This is a genomic window from Mycobacterium sp. OAS707, from assembly GCF_014873705.1.
Taxonomy (GTDB): domain Bacteria; phylum Actinomycetota; class Actinomycetes; order Mycobacteriales; family Mycobacteriaceae; genus Mycobacterium.
In genome coordinates this window covers 236024-259672 of the sequence record NZ_JADBDS010000005.1, presented here as the reverse complement: position 1 = coordinate 259672, position 23649 = coordinate 236024, and the positions used below count along the sequence as shown (strand labels likewise).

The 23649-nt window shown below is 63.9% G+C and carries 24 protein-coding genes; 9 read left to right on the top strand and 15 right to left on the bottom strand.

Translation table 11 applies throughout. The features are described from left to right. Positions 1-855, bottom strand: a complete 855-nt coding sequence (locus GGC64_RS29795; RefSeq protein WP_192726193.1) for an ABC transporter permease — start codon at positions 853-855, stop codon at positions 1-3. Further along, positions 852-1568 carry an ABC transporter permease gene (locus GGC64_RS29790; protein WP_225952700.1) on the bottom strand — a complete coding sequence of 239 codons (717 nt, stop codon included), beginning with the start codon at positions 1566-1568 and terminating at the stop codon, positions 852-854. Before GGC64_RS29790 ends, GGC64_RS29795 begins: the two co-directional genes overlap by 4 nt. A gap of 1224 nt (positions 1569-2792) precedes the next feature. On the opposite strand from GGC64_RS29790, the gene GGC64_RS29785 reads away from it, so the two are divergent. The 6 genes from GGC64_RS29785 to GGC64_RS29760 all read left to right on the top strand — a co-directional run bounded on the left by GGC64_RS29785 (position 2793) and on the right by GGC64_RS29760 (position 8434). After that, on the top strand, positions 2793-3215 hold the full coding sequence (locus GGC64_RS29785; protein WP_192726191.1) for a hypothetical protein: 423 nt from the start codon (positions 2793-2795) through the stop codon (positions 3213-3215). Positions 3216-3349: 134 nt separating this feature from the next. Then, the gene (locus GGC64_RS29780) at positions 3350-4345 is read left to right on the top strand and encodes an LLM class flavin-dependent oxidoreductase (protein ID WP_192726190.1); all 996 of its coding nucleotides are present in this window, start codon (positions 3350-3352) and stop codon (positions 4343-4345) included. A 43-nt stretch (positions 4346-4388) separates the two neighbouring features. After that, positions 4389-5171 carry a GntR family transcriptional regulator gene (locus GGC64_RS29775; RefSeq protein WP_192726189.1) on the top strand — a complete coding sequence of 261 codons (783 nt, stop codon included), beginning with the start codon at positions 4389-4391 and terminating at the stop codon, positions 5169-5171. Positions 5172-5287: 116 nt separating this feature from the next. After that, on the top strand, positions 5288-6523 hold the full coding sequence (locus tag GGC64_RS29770; RefSeq protein WP_192726188.1) for a CoA transferase: 1236 nt from the start codon (positions 5288-5290) through the stop codon (positions 6521-6523). Next, entirely contained in the window at positions 6520-7224 is a 705-nt protein-coding gene (locus GGC64_RS29765; RefSeq protein ID WP_370582406.1) for a TetR/AcrR family transcriptional regulator, read from the top strand. Before GGC64_RS29770 ends, GGC64_RS29765 begins: the two co-directional genes overlap by 4 nt. A gap of 1 nt (position 7225) precedes the next feature. After that, a complete protein-coding gene (locus tag GGC64_RS29760; RefSeq protein WP_192726187.1) occupies positions 7226-8434 on the top strand; it encodes a cytochrome P450 in 1209 nt (402 codons plus the stop codon). Here the strand turns inward: GGC64_RS29760 and GGC64_RS29755 are convergent. The 6 genes from GGC64_RS29755 to GGC64_RS29730 form a co-directional block, all read right to left on the bottom strand. Beyond that, complete coding sequence (locus GGC64_RS29755) at positions 8389-8850, bottom strand: hypothetical protein (protein ID WP_192726186.1); 462 nt, start codon at positions 8848-8850, stop codon at positions 8389-8391. The two genes, GGC64_RS29760 and GGC64_RS29755, sit on opposite strands and share 46 nt — an antisense overlap. Before the next feature lie 2 nt (positions 8851-8852). After that, entirely contained in the window at positions 8853-10022 is a 1170-nt protein-coding gene (locus tag GGC64_RS29750; protein ID WP_225952639.1) for a thiolase family protein, read from the bottom strand. Next, positions 10022-10462: a Zn-ribbon domain-containing OB-fold protein gene (locus GGC64_RS29745; protein WP_192726185.1), complete on the bottom strand. Its 441-nt coding sequence runs from the start codon at positions 10460-10462 to the stop codon at positions 10022-10024. The genes GGC64_RS29750 and GGC64_RS29745 overlap by 1 nt, the downstream gene beginning before the upstream one ends. 7 nt (positions 10463-10469) lie before the next feature. Beyond that, on the bottom strand, positions 10470-11678 hold the full coding sequence (locus GGC64_RS29740; RefSeq protein WP_192726465.1) for an amidohydrolase family protein: 1209 nt from the start codon (positions 11676-11678) through the stop codon (positions 10470-10472). Between the two features lie 178 nt (positions 11679-11856). Next, positions 11857-12657 carry an enoyl-CoA hydratase/isomerase family protein gene (locus GGC64_RS29735; RefSeq protein WP_192726184.1) on the bottom strand — a complete coding sequence of 267 codons (801 nt, stop codon included), beginning with the start codon at positions 12655-12657 and terminating at the stop codon, positions 11857-11859. Then, positions 12657-13760, bottom strand: coding sequence for a serine hydrolase (locus GGC64_RS29730; RefSeq protein WP_192726183.1), 1104 nt, complete (start codon positions 13758-13760; stop codon positions 12657-12659). The genes GGC64_RS29735 and GGC64_RS29730 overlap by 1 nt, the downstream gene beginning before the upstream one ends. Positions 13761-13827: 67 nt before the next feature. Between GGC64_RS29730 and GGC64_RS29725 the strand changes: the two genes are divergently transcribed. Continuing rightward, complete coding sequence (locus tag GGC64_RS29725; RefSeq protein WP_192726182.1) at positions 13828-14631, top strand: enoyl-CoA hydratase/isomerase family protein; 804 nt, start codon at positions 13828-13830, stop codon at positions 14629-14631. Here the strand turns inward: GGC64_RS29725 and GGC64_RS29720 are convergent. From GGC64_RS29720 to GGC64_RS29690, 7 genes are read right to left on the bottom strand one after another with little or no spacing between them, the layout of a single operon-like run. Further along, positions 14628-15743: an acyl-CoA dehydrogenase family protein gene (locus GGC64_RS29720; RefSeq protein WP_192726181.1), complete on the bottom strand. Its 1116-nt coding sequence runs from the start codon at positions 15741-15743 to the stop codon at positions 14628-14630. The genes GGC64_RS29725 and GGC64_RS29720 overlap by 4 nt on opposite strands. A 7-nt stretch (positions 15744-15750) precedes the next feature. Next, positions 15751-16917, bottom strand: a complete 1167-nt coding sequence (locus GGC64_RS29715; protein ID WP_192726180.1) for an acyl-CoA dehydrogenase family protein — start codon at positions 16915-16917, stop codon at positions 15751-15753. Continuing rightward, positions 16917-17708, bottom strand: coding sequence for an enoyl-CoA hydratase-related protein (locus GGC64_RS29710; RefSeq protein ID WP_192726179.1), 792 nt, complete (start codon positions 17706-17708; stop codon positions 16917-16919). The genes GGC64_RS29715 and GGC64_RS29710 overlap by 1 nt, the downstream gene beginning before the upstream one ends. Continuing rightward, positions 17701-18537 carry an enoyl-CoA hydratase-related protein gene (locus GGC64_RS29705; RefSeq protein WP_192726178.1) on the bottom strand — a complete coding sequence of 279 codons (837 nt, stop codon included), beginning with the start codon at positions 18535-18537 and terminating at the stop codon, positions 17701-17703. The genes GGC64_RS29710 and GGC64_RS29705 overlap by 8 nt, the downstream gene beginning before the upstream one ends. Further along, the gene (locus GGC64_RS29700; RefSeq protein WP_192726177.1) at positions 18530-19423 is read right to left on the bottom strand and encodes an SDR family oxidoreductase; all 894 of its coding nucleotides are present in this window, start codon (positions 19421-19423) and stop codon (positions 18530-18532) included. The genes GGC64_RS29705 and GGC64_RS29700 overlap by 8 nt, the downstream gene beginning before the upstream one ends. A 20-nt stretch (positions 19424-19443) precedes the next feature. Beyond that, positions 19444-20310, bottom strand: coding sequence for an amidohydrolase family protein (locus tag GGC64_RS29695; protein ID WP_370582404.1), 867 nt, complete (start codon positions 20308-20310; stop codon positions 19444-19446). 10 nt (positions 20311-20320) lie between these two features. After that, a complete protein-coding gene (locus GGC64_RS29690; protein WP_192726176.1) occupies positions 20321-21112 on the bottom strand; it encodes an enoyl-CoA hydratase-related protein in 792 nt (263 codons plus the stop codon). 92 nt (positions 21113-21204) lie between these two features. Here GGC64_RS29690 and GGC64_RS29685 point away from each other — a divergent pair, with 92 nt between their 5' ends. Continuing rightward, positions 21205-22428, top strand: a complete 1224-nt coding sequence (locus tag GGC64_RS29685) for an acyl-CoA dehydrogenase family protein (RefSeq protein WP_370582402.1) — start codon at positions 21205-21207, stop codon at positions 22426-22428. Beyond that, positions 22425-23639 (top strand): CaiB/BaiF CoA-transferase family protein, encoded by a 1215-nt coding sequence (locus tag GGC64_RS29680; protein ID WP_192726175.1) that lies wholly within the window; start codon positions 22425-22427, stop codon positions 23637-23639. The genes GGC64_RS29685 and GGC64_RS29680 overlap by 4 nt, the downstream gene beginning before the upstream one ends. Positions 23640-23649: the final 10 nt, after the last annotated feature.

The window sequence follows — 23649 nt, the reverse complement described above, 5'->3', positions numbered from 1 at the left end:
CTAGCCCGAAAGGTTGAAGTTGCCGGACTGGCCGTAGATGGCCAGTGAAACGAACAACGTGACGAACACGGCGGCGACCAGTGAGGCGCGCACGGCACGGCCGACCGCTTCACCGACACCCGCAGGCCCGCCCGATGCGTTGTAGCCGTAGTAGGTGTGCACCAGCATCACCACGACCGCCATCGAAATCGCCTGCAGGAACGAGTAAACGAGGTCGAGTGGATTGAGGAAAGTGTAGAAGTAGTGGTCATAGACGCCGGTCGACTGCCCGTACACGGCGGTGGTCGCGACGCGGGTCGCAAGGAAAGCCGCGAGCACCGCGATGCAATACAGCGGAATGACGATGATCACCCCCGCGATGACACGCGTCGACGCGAGGTAGGCCACCGAGCGGATGCCCATCACCTCAAGCGCGTCGATCTCTTCGCTGATTCGCTGCGCGCCCAGTTGTGCAGTGGCCCCTGCTCCGATCGTCGCGGCCAACCCGATTCCAGCGACCAGCGGTCCGACGAGCCGGACATTGAGGAAGGACGAGATGAACCCGCCCAGCGCCTCAACGCCGACTTCTTGCAACTGGGTGTAACCCTGGATGCCGATCAATGAACCCGCAGACAGCGTCAAGAAGGCGACGATCACGATCGTGCCGCCGATTATCGCCAACGCGCCTGAGCCGAGGCTCATCTGCGCGATTAGGCGCACCAGCTCGATTCGGTAGTGCACGACCACATCCCACGTTCCCCGCAGAGTGCGGACGTAGAAGTGAGTCTGCTCGCCGATCCGGTTCCACCCGTAGTAGCCCGACCGCAGGGTACGCGCCACCTTCGGCAGTGGACTGTATGTAGCCGCCTGGCTCATGCGCCGAAGGTCGCATTCACCGCGACGGCTGTGGCGATCACGTTGATCACGAACAGCGCCATGAAGGTGTAGACAACGGTTTCGTTGACCGCATCACCGACGCCTTGAGGGCCACCGCCGACGGAAAGACCCTTGTAACAGGCGATCAGGCTGGCCGCCAAGCCGAAAATCGCCGCCTTGATCAGGTTGATAACGATTTCCGTCGGTCCGACCAGCAGGGTCAGTCCGGCCGCGAATGCACCAGGCGTCACGTTTTGGAAGTACACGGCGAACACGAAACTGCCGATGATGCCGACCATCGTCACGATGGCGGTCAGCATCAGCGAGACGAGCGTCGCCGCAAGTACGCGCGGCACCACCAGCGCCTGCACTGGGTTGATGCCTAACACGCGCAGCGCGTCGATCTCTTCGCGGATCGTTCGGGCTCCGAGGTCGGCGCACATCGCCGTCGCGCCGGCGCCGGCGATCACCAACACCGTCACGATCGGACCGATCTGCGTCACCGCGCCAAGCGCGGCGCCGGTGCCCGAGAAGTCAGCGGCACCGATCTCGACGAGCAGGACGTTGATGGTGAACACGGTCAGGACGGTGAACGGGATCGCCAGCATGACCGTCGGGAACATCGACACCCGCGCGACGAACCAGGCTTGCAGGAGGAACTCTCGCCACGCCCACGGGGGGCGGAACATCTGGACGAAGGTGTCCAACGACATCGCGAAGAAGTCGCCGACCGAGCGGACCGGCTTCGCGAGAGCATCAGTGGTAACCACTACCCACTTCTCCGATGCTCAGTGCTTATTCGCATGTACGGCTGATTCCCTTCGGGGCCCCGAATGCTGGACACTCTCCATGTACCTGAACCACTTAACTCAAGTACTGCCGGGAAACCGTACACCACAATTTTCTCAACGAGCAACATTCTCAGACATTCGGTTATGACCTCACGGGGTCAGCGCAGTAGAAGTAGTTGGCTTTGCTACAAACCGACACGACCACCCCGTACGGGGCGCCCCATGCCGAGGACACCGTTCGCTAATGCACACGTTCTAGTTACGTGCTATCCCAGGTTTTCGACAGCATAAGTACAGGTGCCTAGGCTGGAAGGCTGCCGTCGGGCACTGGCCTGCGGGTCTTGGCGTGGACCACTAGTTGCTCAGCGCTTGCCGAGTCCGGCAGTGCGAGCTTTTGCCAACAGCGCATCATTCGACCGAGCTAAAAATCAACTTCTCGGACGTATAAATTCGCACAAAGGTTGCTAGCAATTCACTATTCGCTATATTGAGGGAGCGGATAAACGCCAATAAAAAACCGTGACCGTCTTAATTTCAGACCGCGTTCGGATGGGAACTCGTTTTCAGGATTCACAAGTGAATTCGATCGGTAAGCGCCGGGAGCAACTATTCCAATTCGGCTATTAACTCGCCCTGCCTGTCCACCCCGCACATGACGGCGCTCCCGGTGCCGGGCTCGCCAGCTCTCGCGCCGGGTGACCGCCACGTCACCAAGCGGGGCGATGACTACCGAGAAGTCCCGCTTGAGGGACTTCGCAGCGACGACAACAGGCCCCAGACGGCCGCCGAGCGGCTCCGCCGCGAATGCCCCTTCGACGGAATCGTTCGGAATCCAGTGCGTCGAGACGCCGTGCGTTCAGAATCGTCATCGAGACGGACGACAGCTATCAAGCAAATTATCTATCCATTTATCGGATTAACTAATTTCGTGATACGCGTCTCATCGCGCGAGAGACCTCACCGGCCGCTTTTCCCGGCGTGCTCACAGCCGTTAAGAAGCGATTGCTCGGAGGACAGATATGGTCGCCGGATCGCGACAATGACGATCATTCGATTCGCCCTCGCCCCTTCGCCGGAGGGGTTCGCCGTGACGAGCAACGTGCGAAGCACGCTCAACCGAGGCACGTTCGCTTGTAATATCCGAGCATGATTCGGTCTCTGACCCCCACCGCCAGCCTGCTGTCATCGATCGCCGTCGCTGTTGGCGTCGCCGGGACTGCAGCTGCTGAGCCAACGGATGGACCGTCGTCCGACCCGTCGTGCGTGTACACGTTGTCGGCGCCAGAGCTGGTGTCGGTGTCAGGAGTACTGATGGTGACGGCGACACTCGCCCCGTTCCCCTGCACGGGCTCGATCAACCCCAATTCGTTGACGGTGTGCGTGTCTGCGCAGGGGGATTCGTCCAACGGCAACTGTGTGCTCGAAGCGAAACCGATACCGGCCCGGGTCCTCTTCGCCCCCTATCGGCCCGGCACGACGTACGAGTCGACGGGACGGGGATGCGGATCGGTGTTCACCTTTGAAGGCGCGATCTGCACATCGGTGGGGCCCAAGACGGCAACGCTTTGACCCATGCCTCAGTCGTCCGGGGCGTCGTCCAAGAACCGTCAGCTGTCCCATTCCTCGACGGCCGGGCACAACAGTGCACCGCCGTGTACTGTTACATATCTTACTAAGTAAGCGATGTTCGATGGGACGGTTGCATGCTGTGGGGATTGCCCTGGCCAGGTGAGGCAATGGCCGCTGAGGCCGAGGCCGCGGGTGCGACCGCCTTCTGCTCTGGCGAGTTCGCCGACGTCAGTGCGTATGTAACCGCTACCGAGATGGCGCATTCCACGGCGTCAGCGATGATCGGCCCCGGTATCGCCTACGCGTTCGCGCGATCTCCGTTTATTCATGCGGCGGCTGTCCGCCACCTGTCGAAGCGCGCGAGTGGCCGAGTGTTCCTCGGCCTTGGTGCGGGGACCCCGCGGATGAACCGGGATTGGTTCGGCGTCGACGCCGATCACCCTGCAGCGCGGATGGCCGAGTTGATCGATGTCATCAGGATGTTCCTGCACGCCGAGAACGGCGAACCGCTCCGATACCAAGGCGACTTCTACGCCATCGACGCCGACATCCGTGCACCGGTGTTCGGCCGGCTCGACGTGCCCATCCTCATCGGTGCTTTCAACAGGATCATGATTCGCACTGCGGGTCGCGTCGCCGACGGCGTACTGGGTCATGGTCTGTTCACCGATCGATGGTGGGAGGAGGTGGTCGACCTGGAGCTCGCGCGAGGCGCTGAAATCGCCGGACGAACTACCGCCGCCCAGAAACGCTGGGGCTGGCTGATCACCGCGATCGACGACGCCAATCCCGAGCGGGCCATCAAAGAGGCGCGGCAGCAGATCGCCTTCTATCTGACCGTGCGCACATACGACTCCCTGGTCGACCTGCACGGATGGCAGGATCAGGTGGCCGCGATACGCGCGGCATTCCGTGGTGGTCGACCCCAGTCCATGGCAGACCACGTCACCGACGACATGCTGTGGGCGGTGGCGATCTGCGGTGGTGCCGAGCAGGCCCGCGAGATGTTGTCGAGCCGGAAGAGATTGCCCGAGACCGCATTTCTGGCGCCGCCGAGCTTCCTGGTGAGTACACACAGACGGTCTTCTTATGGCGCGGCCGCCATACGACTGGTCCGCGACGTGGGATGAACGGTTTCCGAAGCATTACAACTGAAACAGCAAGGAGACCACGGTGTCTCGACCTGAACCGCTTGCGCAGATGATCTCGCCAGAGTCGCGATCACGCGCCGTCCGGTCGCCTAAGACTGCCGAACTGGTGGCTGGGACATTGCGCCGAATGGTGGTGGATGGCCAGCTCAAGGATGGCGACTTCCTGCCACACGAGGCGGATCTCATCGCGCATTTTCAGGTCAGCCGGCCAACTCTGAGGGAAGCAGTGCGCGTCCTGGAGTCCGAACGGCTCGTCGAGGTGCGGCGGGGCTCTCGGACCGGAGCCAGGGTCTGCGTACCGGGACCCGAGATCGTCGCGCGACCAGCGGGGCTGCTGCTTGCATTGTCGGGTACGACACTCGCCGACGTGATGACCGCGCGAACCGCCATCGAGCCTGCAGCGGCCAAGCTGCTCGCCGAGGACGGCGCGGCCGAGGCGCACGTTGAGCTGAGTCGCCTCGTTGAGGACATACCCCGCGCTTGGGGGGCCGGAACACTGGCGGCCGCGACGGCCAACCTACACCGCCGCATGGTCGAACTCTCGGGCAACGCGACACTGGGAATGATCGCGGGCATGATCCACGAGATCGGCGAACGGCACACCGCGGCAGCACTTCTCGGTATCAGCGGCCCACCGAAGGACGAGTACGCAAGACTGGTCAAGTCCTACGCCCGGCTCGTGAGCCTGGTCAACGCCCGCAAGGGCGACGCAACCGAAGCGCATTGGCGCAAACATATGCAGGCAGCCAGCGCCGCACTTCTCAAGGGCTACGAGAAGACGAAGGTGCGCGACATCATCGACTGAGGCCTACTGAGGAGTTGGTTGAGACGGGTCTCGCCATTCCACCGAATCAGTGATACGTTTACCTCATTAAGTCGCAACGGTGAGACGCCCGATCAGTGAGGATCGCAGGAGGCTCGGTGGCACCGAAAGCACTTGAGGGGGTTCGCGTCCTCGAGGTAGCACAGTTCACGTTCGTGCCATCGGCCGGTGCGGTGCTTGCTGACTGGGGGGCCGACGTTGTCAAAATCGAGCATCCGGCAACCGGAGACGCCCAGCGCGGACTCGTCCGGATACTCGGAGCCGCGGTGACCGCGCAGGGCTCGTCGTTCGCACCCATCATGGAGGCGCCCAATCGGGGCAAGCGCAGTGTTGGTCTGGCACTGGACAATCCTGAGGCCCGCCCGCTACTCGAGGAACTGATCCGGCGCAGCGACGTCTTCCTCACCAACTATCTGCCCTCGGCGCGAACAAAGCTGGCGATCGACATCGAGGACGTTCGCAGCGTCAACCCGGACATCATTTATGTCGTCGGGAGTGGATTCGGTTCCAGTGGACCGGATCGCGACACCGGTGCTTACGATGCGACAGCTTTCTGGGCGCGTGGCGGCAGCGCGGACGGCGTGATGGCGGCGACCGACGCCGACAGCGCACCGTTCATGCCCGCCGGTGCGTATGGCGACAACATCGGCGGCATGTCGATCGCAGGTGGGGTGGCGGCGGCGCTGTACCGCAGGCAAGTCACCGGTGAGACTTCGGTGCTCGACGTATCGCTGCTTGCCGTCGGTGCGTGGGCGACGCAATTCAGCGTGAACATGGCGATGCTGGTCGACGGGCCATTGCCAAAGGCCGAACGCAAGACTCAGGCACCGGGGAATCCGTTGACCGGTGCATACCGTACGAGCGACGGTCGCTTCATCCAGCTGTCCATGCTGCAGCCGACGAAGTACTGGCAGGAGTTCTGCGGCCTTATGGACGTCGACGAATTCGCGGAGGATCCGCGCTTCGGCACGTTCGAATCCATGCTGGACAACTGTGACGCCGCATATGAGATCGTCTGCACCGCCATTGCTCAGTTGAGCCTGGCCGAGTGCAAGAAACGGCTGAGCCGGGGCACTGGGCAGTGGGCACCCGTGCAGAACGCGTGGGATCTGGCTAATGACGAAGCACTGATCGCCAACGGGCGGATCACCGAAATCGTTGATGCCGAGGGCAATCCCCGACGGCTGGTAAATAGTCCGGTGAAGTTCGACGACGAGTCCACTGGATTGACACGGGCTCCGTTGTTCGCAGAGCACACCGACGAGGTGATCAGAGAACTAGGCGTGGACGACGACCGCCTCATCGAACTCAAGATCGCCGGGGCTATCACGTGACGGCCGTCCCCATCAGTCCCATCGACGACGGCACCGTGCGCGATCGACTGATCCGCGCCGCAGATGCCGAAATTACCGAGCGCGGTATGGAAAGCATCCAGATGGAGACGGTCGCGATCCGGGCAGGCGTGTCCCGCGCCACCGCTTTCCGGCAACTCGGCACCGTTCCCGAAATGCTGGTGCAGGTTGCACTACTGCGAGCGCGCCGCCACACCGCAGCGGTCGAAACACTGATGTCCACCAAGGTGAGTGTGTTCGCCAAGATCGAAACGGCATTGCTGTACACGACACGCGAACTGCCGACGGATCCATCGATCTCGGCGTTGATAGCTCAACGGTCCGCTTCCGTGCACCATCCGCGTGTGCACCAGATGGCGGTGGGCGCCATGGGACCGGCGCTACAAGAAGGCCAACGCAGTGGCGAGGTCCGCACCGACCTGGGCATCGATGAGATCGTCGACTTCCTAGTCGAGCAGACGTATATCGCGGCCGAGGAAGTCGACCGCTCAGATGCCGCCGTGTGTAGGCGTTTTCGGCATTTCATCGTTCCAGCGCTTGCGGCGTCCGGCGGGTCGGCCGGAGAACGGCTCTCGCTGACGAGAGATGCCGAGGACGCAGTCGGCGCAGCGATCAGCGTCTTGACCAATCTAGCCCGTCACCTGCAATGCGACAGACAGCCCCAAGAAGATCAGGAAGGATGACATGGCCGACAAGGAGGCAATTTCAGCGTGTCCCGTCAAGCATGTGGAGTTGATGGCGGGAGCCTCGTCCCCAGCGCTGACGAACTTCCGGATGCTCGACTCGCTCCAGGACGATATTCGTCCCGCATTGCGCAGCACCGAGGCTGATGGCTACTGGATGTTCACCGACTACGCCACGATCCTCGACGGTCTGCAACACCCGGAGTTGTGGTCCAGCAGCGTGATCACGCCCACCGATCCGGATCCGCCGTTCAAGTGGATCCCGGTCATGGTTGATCCGCCCGAGCACGGTAAGTGGCGCAAAGTGCTGGCCGAATACTTCTCGCCTGGACGCGTCAAAGGCATGCAGGCAGAACAACATCGGCTCGCGGGTGAGTTGATCGACGAGCTCAAGACCCAGGGCGGCTGCGAATTCGTCACCCAAATGGCGCGCGTTTTTCCATCCATCGTGTTCCTGAACATCATGGGAATGCCGCTGGACCACCTCGATGACTTCCTCAAGTGGGAGGACCTAATCCTTCACACCGAAGGCGTCGGTGAGGATGTAAACGCGCGGCGACTCGAGGGCATGACACAGGTGATGGGATTCTTCTCAGGGCTCATCGAACAGCGCAGAGCCGAGCGCAAACCGGATGCTGACGACATCGTGAGTGCGGCGATCGGTTGGAAGATCGACGGTGAACCGGTGAACGACATGGAGCTGCTGAACTGTCTCCTGCTGCTCTTCATGGCCGGCCTGGACACCGTGGCGAGCCAATCGTCCTATGCCATGCTGCATTTGGCCACGCACTCCGGTGACCGCCAGAGGATTGCGACCGACCCCGCCGTGATACCCCACGCAGTCGAGGAACTACTTCGGGTGTATGCGATCGTGCAGACTGCGCGGAAAGCCACCCAGGACATGGATTTCCACGGCTGTCCGGTGAAAGCCGGTGACATGGCCGCGTTTCCGCTCGCATTTGCAAACCGCGACGATGAAATGTTTCTCGATGCCCGCCGCGTTGACCTTGACCGGGGCGTTACGCGCCACATCGCGTTCGGCGGGGGCCCGCATCGCTGCCTCGGGTCTCACTTGGCCCGCCAAGAGCTCGCGGTCCTGCTCGAGGAATGGCATGAGCGCATTCCCGAGTACGAATTGGCGACCGAGCCCATTGAGCACGGCGGTCAGGTATTCGGGCTCAACTCACTCGAATTGCGTTGGAAAGCCTGAAGGAAAGCCGCGCCGACCGTCACGCAACGTCGTCGTGGCCGAGGGCGAACCACTCGCGGTAGGCCAAGCCGCCGGTTTCGACATTGCGATGGGTGTTTTGCGCCCTTCGGCGCCCCGGTGGCGCCGGAGATGTGGGTGATGACCGCGACCGCGACCTCGTCGGCGTCGACGGAGACCGGCTCAGGCACGTGTCCGTCGCTTTCATTGACAAGACTGCAGAAGTTCTCTGCGCCTTCAGGTGTCGCAACGCGATCCGGCGGGAGCCGATCGCCTAGGCCGAACCCTTTGTCCGCCAATGTGACAGCGAACGCGTCCGACGGCCGGTCGACGTCGCCGAACGTCGGTACCGAGTCGAAGTAACGCAGAAACGGTCGGTCTCCTGCCGACGCGACGGCCGACCGGAACCTGTCCAGCATGGTCACACCCTGTGCAAGGTCAGGCCTTGTGCGTTGAAGAAGAATCCGCCCGCGGTGATCAATGCACGACGGGCGCCGGCAACCTGGCGATCGCCTGCAACGCCCTGTAACTGGTGGACTGCCTCGCGCATGTGGCCAGAGGCCTGCGTCGCGCCCTCGGACAACGATCCTCCGTGCGGATTGACCGGAATCCGGTTGTTGATCAGTGCCCGTTGCGCGTCGGCATCCCAGTGCTCGCGCAAGAATGCGCCGGCCTCCCCCGGCTTGCACCACCCGGCATTTTCGATCCAGTTCAACGTGATGGGCGTGAACCCGTCGTAGGGGAAATAGACGTCGATGTCGTCGATCCAGAAGTCGCTCTTGGCTTTCAGCCTTTCGATGACGACGTGCTGCGCGTGCTGGCGCAGGCTGACGGTCTGGTCCTCTTCGTTGTGGCGGACTTGCCCGAGAACAGCGGCGTTGATCAGCACCGGCGGCAGTGCCATGTCCTCCGCGCGTTCTGTCGTGGTGATGATGAACGCGTCGGCGCCGTCGACGGCCGGGTCCATGTCGTACAGGCAGAGCGGCTCACGGATCATCGGGGCGTTCAAATAGTCGTCCATCGACAACGGCTCGCGCATCGCGGCGGCCGGGTTGCGGCGCGCGTTCGATCGGGCGTTGACCGCTACCAGCCCGAAATCCTCTCGGGTCACGCCGTATTCGTACATGTAGCGCGATGCCCAGGCCGTGTACCCGACTGCGCCTGCGATCGTCTCGGGGCCGGGCTTCGGATCGGATAGGCCAGGCGTCGCGATCCTGCGGAACGGATCTTTGAGCGCCGAACCGCTATTCCAGGCCGCGCGGTAGGCGGCGTGGTAGACGAGCACCACCTCGCACAAACCTGCGTGCACCGCCGCGGCCGCGGTCGCCACGTGATCGACCATCGGAATGACGGGGTTGCCCGACCAGGTGAGCTGGGGAATGCCGAGCACGGATTGAAGGACCGGGGTCGACGGCCAGCTGCCGCACAGTCCGTCGATGTCCTCGCGCGCAATGCCGCATTTTCTGATGACGTCGATGCACGCCTCGGCGGCCAGCGAGGCCTGGCTGCGGTCAGTGTTCTTCGCAACAAAGCCCGTGGTGGACGCGCCAGCGATGGCGACCTTGTCCTTCATGGAGTTGCGTGCGCTCATCAAACCGTCAACTCGAACACGGGCATCGGTGATCCTGCGCGCTCCGTCCAGGCAAGGCGCACGGGCGTGCCGATACGAATGTCCTCGTTCGCCGCCCTAACCACCGTCGAGGTGAATCGCAGGCCCTCCTGTTCGTCGAGTTCGACTGTGACGACTGGATAGGGCGTCCGGTAGTCGACGCCGGGTGCGGCCGGACCCCGGTGCAAGAAAATGGCCATGAAGATCACCCCGTCACCGCTCACGGGCTCGGCAGAGACACGAGACGACCAGCAGTCCGGGCACATCGGCTTGGCGGGCGCGTGCCATCGCCCGCAATCACCGCAACGGTTCAGCAGCAGTTCCCGTCGAAGCCGGCCACGATAGTGCGCGGCGTTGTCGTGGGTGATCGCCTCGCCTGGAAACCGTTGAACTAGTTCGTCATGGGACGCTTCGAGGGTCATCGACACGTCAGCCCTTCAACAGGTCAAGTCCGTTGTCCCGCAAGAAATGCCGGCGCTTCTGTTCACCAAGACCCTCGACGCGGTGGTACATCTCAGCGGGTTCCCGCAGTCCTTCGGCGTGTGGCCAGTCGGATCCCATGACGAGCGCTTCGGTGCCGTCGAGCTGTTCGGCAAGGGCCACCGTGTCGTCCTCTGGGTAGGGCACCACGCGAATGTGTTGCTTGAAGATTGCGCTTGGCCGTTCCTTAAGCTGGCCGCCCAGCCATGGTCCCAGCCTGGCCATGCCGCGACTCTTGTCCATGTGACCGATGAAGTGCGGTATCCAAGACGCGCCGTATTCGCTGACCAGTACCCGAATATTCGGGAATCGGCCGAACAGGTTGTCGAAGATCAGTGCCGACAATGTGTCGGTAACGGGACGTTCGCCGTAGCTGTTCTGCCATTGCCATGCCGAGAACTGGAACGGCGGGCCGAGCTTCCAGCCCCAGTCGGCGGCCACATTTTCTTGGTAGTAGAACTCCGAAATATGATAGCAGACAACAGCTTTAGCCTCGTTGATGCGCGCCCAGAACGGGTCGAAATACGGATCGCCGGGGCTGCGGCCGTAGGCGGGGCCAGCCGGTAAATAGACGAACTTGGCGCCTGCGGCCAGGACGCGGTCGAGTTCGGCGACGGCCCGGTCGAGGTCGCGCAGTGACATCATCGCTGGCGCGTAGATGGTTTCCTGGTAGTTAAAACCCCAATCCTCGTTGATCCACCTATTGAACGACTCATAGTTGTCGTACAAAGCATCTGTGTCATCGAGGAACGGCTCGGCCAGCAACGCCCACCCGCCCGGGTACATGATCGACTTCTCGATCTGCTGCTCCTCCAACTGCTTCAGCCGAGCATCCTTGTCGAGGTACTCCGGCTGGATGGGCTCGAAGAACCGCTCGGCATCGGCCGGATCACCCGAGGACCGCTTCTTCAACATCTCGGCCAACGAGCCCGGCACATACGCCTTCGAAAGGTCGTGTTCTTTTTCGAAGGCGGTGACGATGCGTTCGTTGGCCAGCAGCGCTTTATGGCCGCTTGGCAGCGTGATCGGCCGCACCGCGGTATCGAGCTTGGCCCTGGGCATGTGCCGCGTGAAGCAGTCCTCGGCCTCGTACGAATGCTGATCGAAGTCGAGCAACCGGTACGGGAGCTCTCCGACGCTGTTCTCGATGAGTGCCATGAGCAGCATCCTTCCGTAGGTCGCTTTCGATTTACTATACAGAGTAAAGTTGAATGTCACAACCCGTCGTTCTTGCCCGTCGTGCCGCCGGATAGGCGCACGAGTGTGTAGTTGATGCAGGCCGAAAGGCGGTTTCGCGCGCCGGTAATCCACGTTCGGCCAAAGCAGGGCGACCGTCCTAGAAGCCGGTGAAGTTTGGCGGACGCTTGGCCAGGAACGCCGCCTTGCCCTCGGCGGCGTCCGCGCTTGGCCCTACCCAGAGGACCGCCTGCTGCGCATCGCCGAGCGACGAATCGAGGGTCGACTCGAGCGCGCGCCGCATCATCATCTTCACCGCGCGCAGCGCCAACGGTGCGCCCGCGGCGAGCCCGCGCGCGACCTCCAGCGTGCGTGCCTCGAGATCGTCGTCTGGCACCACCTCGGTAGCGAGCCCGAAGTCGAGTGCGGTCTGCGCGTCATAGACTTCGGACAACGCTACCATCCGAAAAGCCTTGTCGTAGCCCATGGTTCGGGGGAAAAGCCAGGCGCCGCCTTCGTCGGGCAGTAGACTGACGCGGGCGCTGGTGTCGCCGAGCCGCGCGCTTGCGGCGACGATTCGGATGTCACACGACAGCGCGAAGGCGAGCCCGCCGTTGACCGCGATGCCGTTCACTGCGCACACGACCGGCTTGTCGAGCTTGTGCAGTGTCGTGATCACCGCGTGGGCGTCCTCCCGCAGCTCGCGGGCCCTGCCGATCTGGTGGCTGGTGTGGTCGTCGAAGCCGGCATCGACGGAGACGTCGCCACCAGTGCAGAACCCCCGGCCCGTCCCTGTCAGCACAAGAACGCGGATGGCGTCGTCGAGACGTACGGTGCGCAGGCCGACCAGCATCTCGGCGCACATCCGCGGGGTGTACGCGCCGAGCCGCTCAGGGCGGTTGAGGGTGATGCGTGCTATCCCCTCTTCCGGCACGTCGAAGCGGGCATGCCGACCGGCCATCAGCTGAAGCAGTCCGCGGCGAGGTTGCCGATGTTGATGATGCGGTTCAGGCCCATCCGTGACTGCTCGTAACCGGTGCTCGGATATCCGTTTGTCAGAAATGCGAACGACAGCCCGGTTTCCGGGTCGGCGAATCCGAGCTGACACGGGGCCCCGCCGTGACCGAATGTCTGCGGTCCCGTTGCGGTCGGCAGGAAACCATGGGACAGGCCGTCGTCGCCCACGACCTGGATGAACAACGCGACATTGCCTGCGACGCTGGGACTGCCGCCGCGTTCTCCAGTGACCGGCAGCGTCACCCGGATCCTCGTCGCGTCCTCGACGACCTCACGGCGCCACAAGTCGGACGACATCAGAGCCTGATACCAACCAGCGAGATTGGACGCCGTCGCGACGGTCGAATGGCTCGGTTCGCCCGCGGCCAGGATCTCCGGCCTCGCGAGATACCAAGGGCCCCAGACGTAGACATCGTCGTCAGAGCCGCGGTCTGTTCGAACGAACGGCGCGACGTCATGCTGACGTTCAATCGACGGTCCGACCTCGATGCTGTCGAATCCCAGTGGGCCGGTCAGTGTCGATCGAAGGTAGTCGCCGATCGCCTTGCCGGTCAGTCGTTCGCACAACTCGGCGATGACCCAGGCCGCCGACGTCAGATGGAACTGCAGTTCGGTGCCCGGTTCATAGGTCAACCGCCACTTCGAGAAAGATTTGAGGCGTTCATCACGATCGAGCATCGCCGGGTATCCCAGTGGCGCCAGCGGAAACCCACCGACGTGGGTGACGGCCTGTTCGACGGTGACGGAATCCTTTCCGTTCGTGCCGAATTCGGGGATGTAGGACGCAACCGTTCGCGATGTGTCGAGCAACCCGTCGGAAATGAGTTTCCACAGCACACCAGCGACGATGCTGCGGCCGGTGGACTGCAGCACATAACGGGTTGATGGCGTTGCGGTGCCGAACGTCTCCGAGACGTACTCCTGGCCGTCGACGTGGAGGGCCAATTGGACCGATGGCAGCGCGCCGTTCTCCACTTCGAGCCTGCAGCGGTCGATCAGTACGTCGAGACGTTTCTGGTCGGGTTTGATGTGCTGCCTGTCAGTCATCGCGTGCCCTTTCCGCCAGCTCATGTACACCGTAAAGTAAATACCGGTGCGGCGAAAGAAGGTGGCCATGGTTCAGCGAGTTTCCGAGCGGTCCGAGACGTTGTACGGCCTCGGCGATGAGTTGGTCGTTACCACGGAGGGCCCTGTGCGAGTTGTCCGGCTGAACCGTCCCGACCAGCTCAATGGCACGAATCGGGCGATGCATCAGTCGCTGGCCCGGGTGTGGGAGCACCTCAGCAATGACGCCGACGCCCAAGCGGTCATCGTCACCGGCACGGGGCCCACCTTCAGCGCGGGCGGCGATTTCGACTATATGCAGGAGAACATTGACGACGAAGCCATGCGTGCGCAGACAATCGGTGAGGGGCGCGCCATCATCCGGGGCATGGTGGGTTGTCCCCTGCCGGTGATCGCCGCGGTGAACGGTCCAGCCGTCGGGCTGGGTTGCAGCATCGCGCTACTGTGCGACATCGTGCTGATGGCGGAGAGCAGCTTTCTGGCCGACCCGCACCTGCGGATGGGCCTCGTGCCCGGCGACGGCGGAATGGTGTGGCCCGCGCTGATCGGGTTGTCCCGGGCGAAGGAATACCTTTTCCTCGGATCGCGAATTCCGCCCGACAAGGCAGTCGAATTCGGTCTCGCCAGTCGCGTTCTGGCGCCCGACGAGCTGATGCCTGAGGCGTTAGCGCTGGCGAACCGACTGGCGCTTGTCCCCCCTGCGGCGTTGCAGCGGACGAAGTCCGCGCTCAACGGCTATCTCGAAGCCCAGCTCGACGGGGCGTTCGAGTCGGCGCTCACCGGCGAGCTGCACAGCATGGGGTCAGTTGAGCACCGCGATGCCGTAGCGAACGCCCGCGCCAAGAACGCCTAGACGAGACCGATCAGCTTTGCAATGCGGTCGCGGTGGTCGGCAGGCCAGCCGAACAGCGCCTCCGAACTCTTCGCGCGTTTGAAGTACAGATGCGCGGGGTGTTCCCAGGTGAACCCGATGCCGCCGTGCATCTGGATGCTCTCCGCGGCCACGTGATAGAACGCCTGCGAGCAGTACACCTTGGCGATCGACGCCGCGACAGAGGCGTCATCGCTGCCGGCAGTCACGGCCGCACTGGCATACGCAGCAGCCGAACGGGCCGACTCCACCTCCACCAACAGGTCCGCGCAGCGGTGTTTGATCGCCTGGAATGACCCGATGGGCCGCCCGAACTGGTGGCGCACGTTGAGGTACTCGAGCGTCATCTCGAGTACGGCCTGCGCCCCCCCGACCTGCTCGCAGGCCAATGCCGCGAGCGCACGGTCGTACACGCCGTGCAATATCTCCCATGCCGAACCGTCCTCGCCTAGCAGGACGGCCGGGGTGTCGCCGAAGACAACGGACGCCACGCGGCGGGTCTGGTCCATCGCGTCGAGTGGGTCGACCGACAGTCCGTCGGCCCCGGATTTCACCGCGAACAACGAGAGCCCCGCGGGTGTGCGGGCAGCGACGAGGATCACGTCGGCTTGCGCGCCGTCGAGGACGTACGGCTTTTTCCCCGACAAGGCCCACCGCCCATCGGATTCCGAAGCGACCGTGGTGATGTCGTCCTGATCCCAGTGCAACTTCGCCTCGGGCACGGCTACCGTAGCGATCAGGTCGCCGCCGGCGATCCGGGCCAGTAGTTCGCCCGCTTGCGAGCCTCCGGCCGACAGCAGCGCGCCCGTCGCCAACACAGCAGTCGACAGCAACGGCGACGGGAACAAGGTCCGGCCGGACTCCTCCATCACGATGGCGAGCTCGTCGAAACCGTAACCACCGCCGCCCATCTCCTCAGGAATGGCCAATCCCTGTACGCCGATCTGTTCGGCGGCCGTTCGCCAGGCTGCTGGGTCGTAGCCGGTGTCGCCGTCCATGACCGTGCGGACATCCGATTCGGCCGAGAACTTCTGCAGAAAGCCACGCATCACCTCGCGCAGTGCTTCCTGCTCGTCAGTGGTGATCAACGCCATGTCACTCCTAGCGGGGTAAGCCGAGTACGCGTTCGGCGATGATGTTGCGCTGGATCTCCGACGTGCCGCCGTAGATTGTTTCGGCCCGGCTCTGCAGGAACAGCTTGCGGGCGCTGCCGTCGCTACCGAAAATCACCTCTGCTCCGAGGATTTCGATAGCCAGCTCGCCCAACCGCTGATGGTGTGTCGATGCGAACAGCTTGCTCGTTGTCGCCGCCGCGGTCGCGGCGCCCGACGCGCGCGGGTCGAGCAGGTCGCTCACCACGCGCAGGTTGGTGGAGCGCATTATGTGCACAACGATCAGGGCATCGACCAAACGCTGGCGCACCCGGCGGTCATCGAGGGCGCCGGAATTCCTTGCCGCCTCGATCAGCTCGCCCACCTCTCTCTCGACCGCCAACTGCATCGGCATCAGCGCACTGCCGCGTTCGCGGCTCAACGTGGTCATCACCACGGGCCAGCCCTCACCGATGCCGCCGACGACCATGTCCTCCGAGGTTCGCGCGTCGTTGAAGAAGCACTCACTGAACTCCCTCGACCGCGCCAAGTTGGCGATCGGCCTGATCTCGACACCCGGCTGGTCCGCCGGAACCAGCAGCAAAGTCAGCCCGCGGTGACGCAGTGACGGGTCAGGGTCGCTGCGGCACAACACATACAGCCAATCGGCGCGATCACCGAACGTGGTCCACACCTTCTGGCCGTCGATGTGCCAGTCACCGTCGGCAAGGGCAGCCTTGGTCCGCACTGACGCCAGGTCGGACCCGGCGCCCGGCTCGGAGAAGCCTTGTCCCCACATCTCCTCGACGGCGAGGATCCGCGGTAGGAAACGTCGCTTCTGTTCTTCCGTGCCGTGCGCCAGCAGCGTCGGTCCGAGAAGCTCCAGAGCCTGGATGTTCACCCGTGCTGGCGCCGCTGCCCGCGCGTACTCGTACTCGAAGACAATCTCCTCAGCGAGCCCTGCGCCTCTACCTCCGTATTCCACCGGCCAGCTCAGCCCCAGCCAATTGCCTTCGGCGAGTTCGCGTTCCCATGCCAGGCGAACCTCCCACGCGGTGTCGTCTGTCGGGCCCCCGACACCCCGGTGCGCATGGAACTCGCCAACCAGATGCTCGGCAAGCCACGTCCGCACCTCCTCTCGGAAGTCCCTGTACTCCGGTGCATGGATCGGGTCCATCAGAGGTTCAGGCCCGGGTATGGGAGGAACGCCGGAGTGCGCTCTTCCTTAAGGCTGGCCGTGCCTTCAGCGAAGTCCGGTTGTTCCTTGGCGAGTTTCAACAGGTACTGGGCACGGATGCGCGCGGCCTCGATGGTGCTTTCGCTGTCCCGCCACACCTGAGACTTGATCATCGCCATCGCGACCGGCGACACATTGGCGGCCAGCCCTCGAGCGAACTCGACGGCGTCGGCGACGACGCGGCCGGGTTCCGAAAGCTGTTGCACGACACCGATCTGAGCGGCTTCCTCAGCGAGGAAAACCCTGGCGCTGGCGAGTATTTCGAATGCGTGCGATGGCCCGCACAGTCTGGTGAGCATCCAGGCGGTGGCGTCTTCGGCGGGCAGTCCGCGCTTGGCGAACGCGGTGCAGAACTTCGCGCCGTGCACCGCGAATCGGTAATCGAACATCAACGCCTGGGCCAGGCCGATGCCCGCGCACGCCCCGTTGATGGCGGCGATGATCGGCTTGGGCACGGTGGTCGCGTGGGTCTGCGGGCGCCGGTTGCTGGTGTATGTGTCCCCGGCGCTCAGCGCGGCGAGCACCTCGGGGTCGAGGCCTGGCACGAAGGACGATCCCGCGCCGGTCACCACGATGACACGAACGTCGGTGTCCGCGGCGGCCCGGTCGAGGCAGTCGTAGAACTCGGTTTCCATTGCCGCGGTCCACATGTTGCGCCGGTCGGGACGGCTCAGAGTCAACAGTGCCACTCCGTGGTCGTCGACGTCATACAGCACGGTGGTGTCACTCATCGGGCCTCCAGCCACGATCCGACTTCGGTATCGGAATGTGTTTGGGCAAGGTGAAGTTCGGGGCGCGATGTTCAAAGAATGACGCCACCCCCTCGGCGGCGTCGTCCTGACGGCCGAGCCAACGAAACGCCTCCCACTCGCAGTAGAACGCCGCTTCTCGGTCGGTCTCGCCGAGCAGTTCGTACGCGAGCGATTTGGTGACCCCCACGGCGGCGGGCGCGGTGTTCTGCGCGATCTCGTCCGCGATCTGCAGCGCGCGCGGCAGCACCTCGGCGCCTGGGAGTGCTTCGGTCGCGAGGCCGTACTCCTTGGCCTCGGCACCGGAGAAGATTCGTCCGGACAGCAGCAGCTCCAACGCGCGACCGAACCCGACCAGCCGCGGCAGCAGCCACAGTGAGTTCTGCTCGGGGATCAGGCCCCGCCTGGTGAAGACGAAGCCGTACTTGGCTGCCTCGTTGACGATCCGGATGTCCCACTGCAGTGGGAAGGTGAGGCCGATGCCGACGGCCGAGCCGTTCAGCGCTCCGATCACCGGTGTGCGCAACCGCCAGGGTCGCGGTCGTTCGGCGAGTTCCGCTCTGGCGCTGCGGTGTTGCTCATCGTCGAAGGCGAAGTTCACACCACCCTGTTCCATGGCGGCGCCGGTCGAGAAATGCCGTCCACGTCCGGTGACGACGATGACCCGGACCGATTCGTCGGCATCGAGCAGTTCTAGTTGGCGATGAAGTTCGATCTGCATAGCCGAGATGAACGCGTTTCCGTGTTCGGGCCGATCCAGCCAGAGAACCGTGGTGGCTCCGGCCGGCTCGATGGTGATTCCGTCAGGCACGGGGGCGTCCGGACCCATCGGAGTTAGGCCGCGCCTTCGCAAGGAGATCCGGGATGACGGATCCGAGTTCCTCAGTGGCCCAGCGTTCCTCGATCTCCACGCCTGGACCTGCCATCCAGGTCTCGGCCACCGAGATCGCGCCGCCCTTGACGTTGAACACGCGCCCGGTGACGTCTGCCGCCTCGGCGGATGCCAGCCACACCACCAGTGGAGCGATGTTGGCAGGCGAACCCGCGTCGAAACCCGTTCGTTCTCGAATCTCCTTAATACGCGCGACGTAGGTCTCGAGACCTTCGGTCATCTGGGTCAGTGCGCTCGGGGCGATGGCGTTGACCGTGATCCCCATTCGTACGAGTTCGTCGGCGAGGATGACAGTGAAGGCGGCTATCGCGGCTTTGGCCGCGCCGTAGTTGGTCTGACCCGGGTTGCCATAAAGACCCGACGGCGAGGACGTGTTGATCACGCGGGGATGCGATACGGGATCATCGGCCTTGTGCTGTTCACGCCAGTACGCGACCGCATGTTTGGTTGGCGCAAACGTCCCCCGCAGGTGAACGCGGATCACCGCATCCCACATGTCGATGTCCATGTTGACGAACATCTTGTCGCGCAGGATGCCCGCATTGTTGACGAGCACATGGAGGTTTCCGAAGTTATCCAGGGCAGTGGCGATCAACCGCCCGGCACCGTCCCAGTCGGAGATGTCGTCGTCGTTGGCCACCGCTTCGCCGCCCGCGGCGACGATTTCGTCGACGACCTCTTGTGCCGCAGCGACGTCGTTGACGACGACCCTTGCTCCCTGGCGCGCGAACTCCAGCGCGTGCTCACGGCCGATCCCGCCTGCAGCGCCGGTGATCACCGCGACGCGGCCGTCATGCAGTCCCATGAAAATCCTCTTCTTTCAGCTCATCTCGGGCGGCCGAACACCGTGAGCGCATTGCCGCCCAGGTATCCGGCGCGGCTGTCCCCCGTCAGCGCCAGCGCCCGGCCCTCGGTCACGGTCCGGTCCAGCGGCAGAATCGGGTAGTCCGACGCCCACATCAGCTTTCGGGGATTGCGCCGTTCGGCGAAACGCTGCACCTCTTCCGGTACGTACTTGGGCGCCCATCCCGCCGTCATGGCGTACACATTGGGATGCTTGAGCAGCATGGCGATCGTCTCGGAGATCCACGGATCGCCAAGGTGACTCATCACGATCGCCAATTCCGGGAACGCCAGCGCGACCTCGTCGACGAGAATGGTGCGCTGCAGCTTGGCCGGCTTCATCGGTCCTGGCACACCGACGTTGATCGACACCACCGCGCCCTCGTCGCACGCCGCGGTGTAGAGCGGATACGCCAGCTTGTCGTTGATCGCGATGCCGGTGAACATCGGGATGACGCGGATGCACTTGATGCCATACTCGCGCACGGCGATTCGCACATGCTTAGCCGCCGCGTAGCCAAGCCGGGGGTCAATGCCGACCGACGTGACGAACCGCCCGGGATAGTCGCGCTGGAACCCGGCCAGACGTTCGCATGTTTCGCGCAATACGGCCTCGCCGGTCTTGGTTCCGTGCACGAACGCGGGCGTGATGTCGCGCGGAGCCTTCGAAAGGACTCCGCCGCAGATCCCGAGCCTGTCCATTTCAGCGACGACATCGGCCATCGTTTCGCCGCCCTCGTAGGCGCTGTTGCCGCGTTTGAATCGCGCCACCACCGACGGATCGGGGGTCACCTCGCCCGGAAGATAGGGCAGGTTCAGCCAGGCATCGAAGACCTCTGGTTCGTTCACGTTCGCATCCCTAATGCCCGCGATACCGCGGAGTCCGCTTTTCTTTCATGGCGGCCAGCGCCTCTGCCGCGTCCTCCGTCGCCGCTACCACCGCGAAATGCGACGAGACCAGATCGAGCGAGGTGCGCAGATCGGTGTTGGCGGACTGGTAGGTGGCGCGCTTGATCATCCGCACGGTGATGGGCGCATGGTCTGCGATCGTCCTGGCCAGCCTGGTGGTCTCGTCGGCTAGCGCCTCCGGAGCCGCGATGCGGTTGACGAGCCCGATCCGCAGCGCCTCCTCCGCATCGATGAAGTCGCCGGTGAGCAGCAGTTCCAAGGCCTTGGCCGTGCCCACGATCCGGGGCAGGTAGTACGCGCCGCCGTCCCCGGGGATAAGGCCGATCTTCACATATCCCTCGGAGACCCGCGCCGAGGTCGACATGACGCGCATGTCGCACATCAGCGCCATATCGAGGCCCGCGCCCACGGCGACCCCGTTGATGGAGGCGATGATCGGTTTGTCGAGGTCCTCCAACGCCAGTGCGACGCGATGGATGTCGTCGTGCAGTTGCGCCTTGCGCTGCAGCGGCGTCAGGTTCGGACTCGCGTTCGAGATCGATGACAGATCGACCCCGGAGCAGAACGCTTTGTCCCCCGCTCCGGTCAGCACGAGCACCCGAACGTCGTCATCGTTCTTTGCCTCGCGAAGCAACCGCTCCCACTCGCGAATCATCGGGAACGTGAAGGCGTTTCGACTTTGGGGCCTGTTGAGCAGGATGGTGCCTATCCCGTCGTCAACCGCCCAGCCGAGCTCGTCCACCCCGCCTCCTCATCCTCGGATCGCACATCCGACGTCGCTGATCTGTGCCGGGCCCTCGATCTATATCGTTAACTCATTGTACGATACACGGCGTGGTGCGACGACTGGAGTGCATCTCGGAGATGCCGCTCTCCGCGGCCGATGTCGAGTTCCGCGACGAGGTTCGAACGTGGCTGGACGAACATCTGGTCGGCGAATTCACCGGTCAGGCCTACCGAGGCGGGCCCGATGACGACGACAACTGGGATCTCCGTCGCGCCTGGGAAGCCGAACTGGCTGCAGGCGGCTGGCTGGGTCTGAGCTGGTCCCGTGAGTACGGTGGGCGGGAGGCAACGCTCACCCAGGAGATCGTCTTCGCGATGGAGTATGCGCAGGCGGGCGCGCCCCCGCGTGCGGCCTTCCACGGCGAAACCCTGATGGCCCCAGCCGTGCTCGCGCACGGCACAGAGGCGCAGCGCAGGCGGCTATTGCCGCCGATGGCGCGTGCCGAAGTGGTGTGGTGTCAGGGATATTCCGAGCCGGGCGCAGGATCCGATCTGGCGAACGTCGCATGCCGCGCCCACAGAGACGGCTCCGACTGGGTGGTATCCGGCGAGAAAATCTGGACGACATTCGCCCACCACGCCGACTGGATCTTCGCGATCGTTCGAACCGAGCCGGGGTCAGTGCGCCATGCAGGCTTGTCCTACCTGCTGATTCCGCTCGATCAGCAGGGTATTCAGGTCCGACCGATCCGAACGATGCTCGGCGACAGCGGGTTCAACAGCGTCTATTTCGAGGATGCTCGCACGTCGGCCGACAACCTGATCGGCGCCGAAGGTGCCGGCTGGACGGCAGCGATGACCACGCTCGGACATGAGCGAGCCACCTCGGTACTGAACTACCAGTTCTCGTTCGTCCGAGAAATGAGTCAGCTGCGCGAACTGGCCGCCCGACGCAGGGCGGTGAACGATGAACTGCTCCGCGATCGGCTCATCGACGCCTACATCGGCCTCGAGATCATGGGCTACAACAACATGCGTTCGCTGGCCCGTGCGCTGGTCGACGGACAGTTCGGACCCGAGGCGTCGATCGGTAAGTATTACTGGTCGCGCTGGCATCAGTCGTTTACCGAACTTGCGATGGACGTGCTGGGACCGGATGCGCTCCTTGGCACGTCATGGGGTGACGGGCCTGACGCCGCATCGGAGGGAATGCGACGCGCGTTCTTCCGGGCGCGCGCCGAGACCATCTATGCGGGAACCAGCGAGATACAGAAGAACATCATCAGTGAGCGAGTGCTGGGGATGCCGCGCGAGCCGAAGCCGGCAACATGAGCCGTCCGCTGGAAGGGTTGCGCGTTCTCGACCTGAGCCGAATTCTGGCGGCCCCCTTCGCCACCCAACTTCTGGGTGACCTGGGCGCCGACGTCATCAAGGTGGAGCGCCCGCGCGTCGGCGACGACGCCCGCCAGTACGGGCCACCCTTTCTCGACGAACACGGTGGCGGGGATTCACTGGAGTCCGGCTTCTACCTGAGCGCCAATCGCAACAAACGGTCGATCACGATCGACCATTCGCTCCCGGCGGGCGCCGACCTCATCCGGGAACTCGCCGCAGTGTCCGACGTCCTGGTCGAGAACTACCGCGCAGGCGTGTTGGACAAATATGGGCTGGGCTATCAGGCGCTGCAGGCGGTCAACCCCCGTCTCGTCTACTGCTCTGTGACAGGCTTCGGCCAGGACGGTCCGTATGCGTCCCGCGCAGGGTACGACGGCGTGTTCCAGGCGATGAGCGGCATGATGAGCGTGTCGGGAATACCCGACGGCCGGCCCGGTGCGGGACCGATGAAAGTCGGCGTCTCGATGGTGGACATTCTGGCAGGCCTGTACGCCTCGTCGGCGATCCTGGCCGCCCTGCGCGAACGCGACACGGTAACGGGGCGAGGCACATTCATCGATCTCGCGCTGCTCGACTGCGGGGTCGCCGCACTGTCCCATTACGCGCAGAACTATCTGGTATCGGGAACGCCTGCGCCACGGCGGGGCAACGGTGGATTCGGCGGCATTCCGTCGCAGGCGTTCCAATGCGCCGATGCCGACATCTTCGTTGTCGCCAGCACGCCCAGCCAGTGGGCCGCGCTCACCCGCGCGCTTGGTCAGCCAGAACTCGCCGAGGACCCCCGCTTCGCGACCGTGTCGGCGCGCATCGCCAACCGCGACCTGGTCCTGGACTGCCTCGCGTCGATCTTCGCGCAGCACTCGGCCGCTTACTGGATCGCCGCGCTCGAAGCCGCCGATGTGCCTGTCAGCCCGGTGAATTCGATGGACGCGGTCTTCGACAACCCCCAGATTCGGCACCGGGGCATGCGGGTTGAAGTCGACCATCCCACGGCGGGCCCGGTGGCCATGATCGCCAACCCGATCCACCGCGCGGCCGCCTACACCGCACCACCGCTGCTCGGCGGGCACACCGACGAGATCCTCACACAACGACTCGGCAAGACACCCGACGAGGTCGCGGCGCTGCGTGCGAGCGGAGCGATCTGACAGAGAACCG

Bases quoted from the DNA above. Each gene is read 5' to 3' on its own strand.
- GGC64_RS29735 (WP_192726184.1), bottom strand. From the start codon at position 12,657: ATGGCCGGTCGGCATGCCCGCTTCGACGTGCCGGAAGAGGGGATAGCA.
- GGC64_RS29725 (WP_192726182.1), top strand. From the start codon at position 13,828: ATGGTTCAGCGAGTTTCCGAGCGGTCCGAGACGTTGTACGGCCTCGGC.
- GGC64_RS29745 (WP_192726185.1), bottom strand. From the start codon at position 10,462: ATGACCCTCGAAGCGTCCCATGACGAACTAGTTCAACGGTTTCCAGGC.
- GGC64_RS29755 (WP_192726186.1), bottom strand. From the start codon at position 8,850: ATGCTGGACAGGTTCCGGTCGGCCGTCGCGTCGGCAGGAGACCGACCG.
- GGC64_RS29720 (WP_192726181.1), bottom strand. From the start codon at position 15,743: ATGGCGTTGATCACCACTGACGAGCAGGAAGCACTGCGCGAGGTGATG.
- GGC64_RS29680 (WP_192726175.1), top strand. From the start codon at position 22,425: ATGAGCCGTCCGCTGGAAGGGTTGCGCGTTCTCGACCTGAGCCGAATT.
- GGC64_RS29795 (WP_192726193.1), bottom strand. From the start codon at position 855: ATGAGCCAGGCGGCTACATACAGTCCACTGCCGAAGGTGGCGCGTACC.
- GGC64_RS29785 (WP_192726191.1), top strand. From the start codon at position 2,793: ATGATTCGGTCTCTGACCCCCACCGCCAGCCTGCTGTCATCGATCGCC.
- GGC64_RS29760 (WP_192726187.1), top strand. From the start codon at position 7,226: ATGGCCGACAAGGAGGCAATTTCAGCGTGTCCCGTCAAGCATGTGGAG.
- GGC64_RS29740 (WP_192726465.1), bottom strand. From the start codon at position 11,678: ATGGCACTCATCGAGAACAGCGTCGGAGAGCTCCCGTACCGGTTGCTC.
- GGC64_RS29700 (WP_192726177.1), bottom strand. From the start codon at position 19,423: ATGGGACTGCATGACGGCCGCGTCGCGGTGATCACCGGCGCTGCAGGC.
- GGC64_RS29715 (WP_192726180.1), bottom strand. From the start codon at position 16,917: ATGGACCCGATCCATGCACCGGAGTACAGGGACTTCCGAGAGGAGGTG.
- GGC64_RS29710 (WP_192726179.1), bottom strand. From the start codon at position 17,708: ATGAGTGACACCACCGTGCTGTATGACGTCGACGACCACGGAGTGGCA.
- GGC64_RS29750 (WP_225952639.1), bottom strand. From the start codon at position 10,022: ATGAGCGCACGCAACTCCATGAAGGACAAGGTCGCCATCGCTGGCGCG.
- GGC64_RS29780 (WP_192726190.1), top strand. From the start codon at position 3,350: ATGCTGTGGGGATTGCCCTGGCCAGGTGAGGCAATGGCCGCTGAGGCC.
- GGC64_RS29730 (WP_192726183.1), bottom strand. From the start codon at position 13,760: ATGACTGACAGGCAGCACATCAAACCCGACCAGAAACGTCTCGACGTA.
- GGC64_RS29790 (WP_225952700.1), bottom strand. From the start codon at position 1,568: ATGTCGTTGGACACCTTCGTCCAGATGTTCCGCCCCCCGTGGGCGTGG.